3 protein-coding genes are annotated in these 2,689 nt (G+C 72.2%); all 3 read left to right on the top strand.

The genetic code is table 11. The annotated features are described in order from the left end of the window. Positions 1–94 precede the first annotated feature (94 nt). Positions 95–1,378, top strand: a complete 1,284-nt coding sequence (locus ACWCSD_RS51180) for a glutamate-5-semialdehyde dehydrogenase (protein ID WP_397163105.1) — start codon at positions 95–97, stop codon at positions 1,376–1,378. A 50-nt stretch (positions 1,379–1,428) separates the two neighbouring features. Continuing rightward, positions 1,429–1,605 (top strand): hypothetical protein, encoded by a 177-nt coding sequence (locus ACWCSD_RS51185; RefSeq protein WP_352325645.1) that lies wholly within the window; start codon positions 1,429–1,431, stop codon positions 1,603–1,605. Between the two features lie 91 nt (positions 1,606–1,696). Beyond that, positions 1,697–2,689 (top strand): serine/threonine-protein kinase (locus ACWCSD_RS51190; RefSeq protein WP_449926921.1); only part of this gene is annotated, 993 nt, incomplete at its 3' end.

The raw sequence follows: 2,689 nt of genomic DNA on the forward strand, positions 1-2,689 counted from the left end.
ATGTTCCGATATCTCGGTCCGGAATATGAACGCGAGCTGATCCACCGCGACGACATCGTCATACTGGAAGCCCGTCACCAGTGAGGAGCACGCGATGTCCGAGGAGTTCCTGAAGGTCGCCCGCGCGGCACGAGAGGCCGCCGCCGAGCTGGCCCCGCTGCCGCGGGCGCCCAAGGACCGGGCGTTGCGGGTGATCGCCGACGCCCTGGTCGCGCACGCGGCCGAGATCGTCGAGGCCAACGCCGAAGACGTCGAGCGGGCGCGGGCCCAGGGCACGTCCGAGGCGATGATCGACCGGTTGCGGCTCGACGAGGCCAGGATCGAGGCCATCGCCGAGGCCGTGCGGGAGGTGGCCGACCTGCCCGACCCGGTCGGCGAGGTCGTCCGGGGCAGCACGCTGCCCAACGGGCTGGAGCTGCGGCAGCTCAGGGTGCCGCTGGGCGTGATCGGCATCATCTACGAGGGGCGTCCCAACGTCACGGTCGACGCCGCCGCGCTCTGCCTCAAGAGCGGCAACGCGGTGCTGCTCAGAGGCTCGTCGAGCGCCTACTCCTCCAACACGGCGCTGGTGCGGATCATGCAGGACGCGCTCGCGGGCACGCAGGTGCCCGCCGGGGCGGTGCAGCTGGTGCCCGGTACGACGCGGGAGTCGGTCAAGGAGCTGATGCGCGCCCGCGGGCTGGTCGACGTGCTGATCCCGCGCGGCGGGGCGGCGCTGATCAACTCGGTGGTCGAGGAGTCCACGGTCCCGGTGATCGAGACCGGCGTCGGCAACTGCCACGTCTACGTCGACGCGGAGGCCGATCTCGACCTGGCCGTGCAGATCCTGGTCAACTCCAAGGCGCAGCGGCCGTCGGTGTGCAACGCGGCCGAGACGTTCCTCGTCCACGAGGAGGTCGCCGACGCGTTCGTGCCGAGGGCGCTGCGGGCGCTGGCCGAGGCGGGGGTGACCGTCCACGGCGATGAGCGCATCGCCGGTTACGGCGAGGTCGTGCCGGTCACCGACGACGACTTCGCCACCGAATACCTGTCGCTCGACATCGCCGCCGCCGTCGTCGGCTCGCTTGAGGAGGCCGTGGCCCACATCCGGCGCTACGGCTCCGGGCACACCGACGCGATCGTCACCCGGTCGCAGCCGGCCGCCCGCCGCTTCGTCTCGCTCGTGGACTCCGCGGCCGTGGCGGTGAACGCCTCGACCAGGTTCACCGACGGCGGCGAGTTCGGGTTCGGCGCGGAGATCGGCATCTCCACGCAGAAGCTGCACGCGCGTGGCCCGATGGGCCTGCCGGAGCTGACCTCCACCAAGTGGATCTACACGGGAGAAGGGCATCTGCGCACGTCAGAAGGCACTGTGGTGCCCGGACCGGCTTGCGGTTAGTCGGCGTGTCGGGCTGACCGGCGGCCCGCGGCCTCGGTTGACTGGGTGTCATGGAAATTGTCGTCGCCCTTGTCTTCTCGGCCGCGGTGCTGTTCGGCGCCGACCGTCTGCTGCTCTGGCTGGAGAGCCGCGGTCACGTCAACTGGCGCAGGAAGGGCCGCAAGCCCCTGGCCGAGGAACCCACGGCCGAGCTCGACAGCATGCTCTCCGACCGTTCACCCCGATAAAGGTTCAACGGCTCCGGCGCGCCGCGGGCGTCAACTGTCGTCCCAGCGCTAGGGTTGTGTCCCTTATGGGCGCGCCGGGCGGGGAGGGACGGTGAGCAAGCTCGGCAAGGTCGGGCCGTACAGCCTGGTCGAGCGGCTCGGCCGAGGCGGCATGGGCGAGGTCTACCTCGCCACCACCCGCCGTGGCGAGCAGGTCGCACTCAAGGTCCTCCACGACCTGGCCGAGGACGAGATGTCCCGGGTCAGGCTGGAGCGCGAGGTGCGCGCGCTGCGCAGGGTCGAGAGCCCCTACGTGGCCAAGGTGCTCGACGCCGACCTGAGCTGTGCCCGGCCCTACCTGGTCATGGAGCACATCGAGGGCGTCACGCTGCTGGAGCGCGTACGCCAGAGCGGGCCGCTCGACCTGGGCCAGCTCGTGCACATGGCGCAGGGCATCGCCGCGGCGCTGGCCATCATCCACGCGGCCGGGGTCGTGCACCGCGACCTGAAGCCGGGCAACATCATCATGGGCACCGAGGGGCCGGTCCTCATCGACTTCGGCATCGCGCAGGTGCTCGACGCGACCCGGCTCACCATGACGGGCACGTTCCTCGGCACGCCCGGCTACACCGCGCCGGAGATCTTCGCCGACGAGCAGGTGGACTCGCCCGCCGACGTGCACGCCTGGGCCGCGACGGTGGCGTTCGCGGCGACCGGGCGGCCCACGTTCGGGCGCGGCACGGCCGAGGCGCAGATGTACGCGGTGCTGAACGGGCAGGCCGACCTCAAGGGCGTGCCGGTGGCGCTGCTGCCGCTGGTGCGGGCGGCGCTCAACCGGGAGCCCGGCAAGCGGCCCACCGCGGCGTTGCTGGCCGACCGGCTCTCCCGGCTGGCCAAGGCCACCAACGGGCCCGACGGCGACGCGTCCGTGGCCGCCGAGGAGGCGTCCAGGGGCGAGAGCGCACGAAGCCGGGCGAACGGCACGACGGCCGAGGTGCCCGCGCCCCGCGGCCGGGCCGGCACAGAGGGCAAGACGCCCGTGCCGCGCGGCCGTACGGGCACCGACGGGAAGACGCCCGTGCCGCGCACGCGTACCGGCGGGGAC

It is taken from the genome of Nonomuraea sp. NPDC001684 (assembly GCF_053596515.1).

What these genes read in the sequence shown, in the direction of transcription:
- ACWCSD_RS51180 (WP_397163105.1), top strand. Translation starts at nt 95, where the DNA reads ATGTCCGAGGAGTTCCTGAAGGTCGCCCGCGCGGCACGAGAGGCCGCC.
- ACWCSD_RS51185 (WP_352325645.1), top strand. Translation starts at nt 1,429, where the DNA reads ATGGAAATTGTCGTCGCCCTTGTCTTCTCGGCCGCGGTGCTGTTCGGC.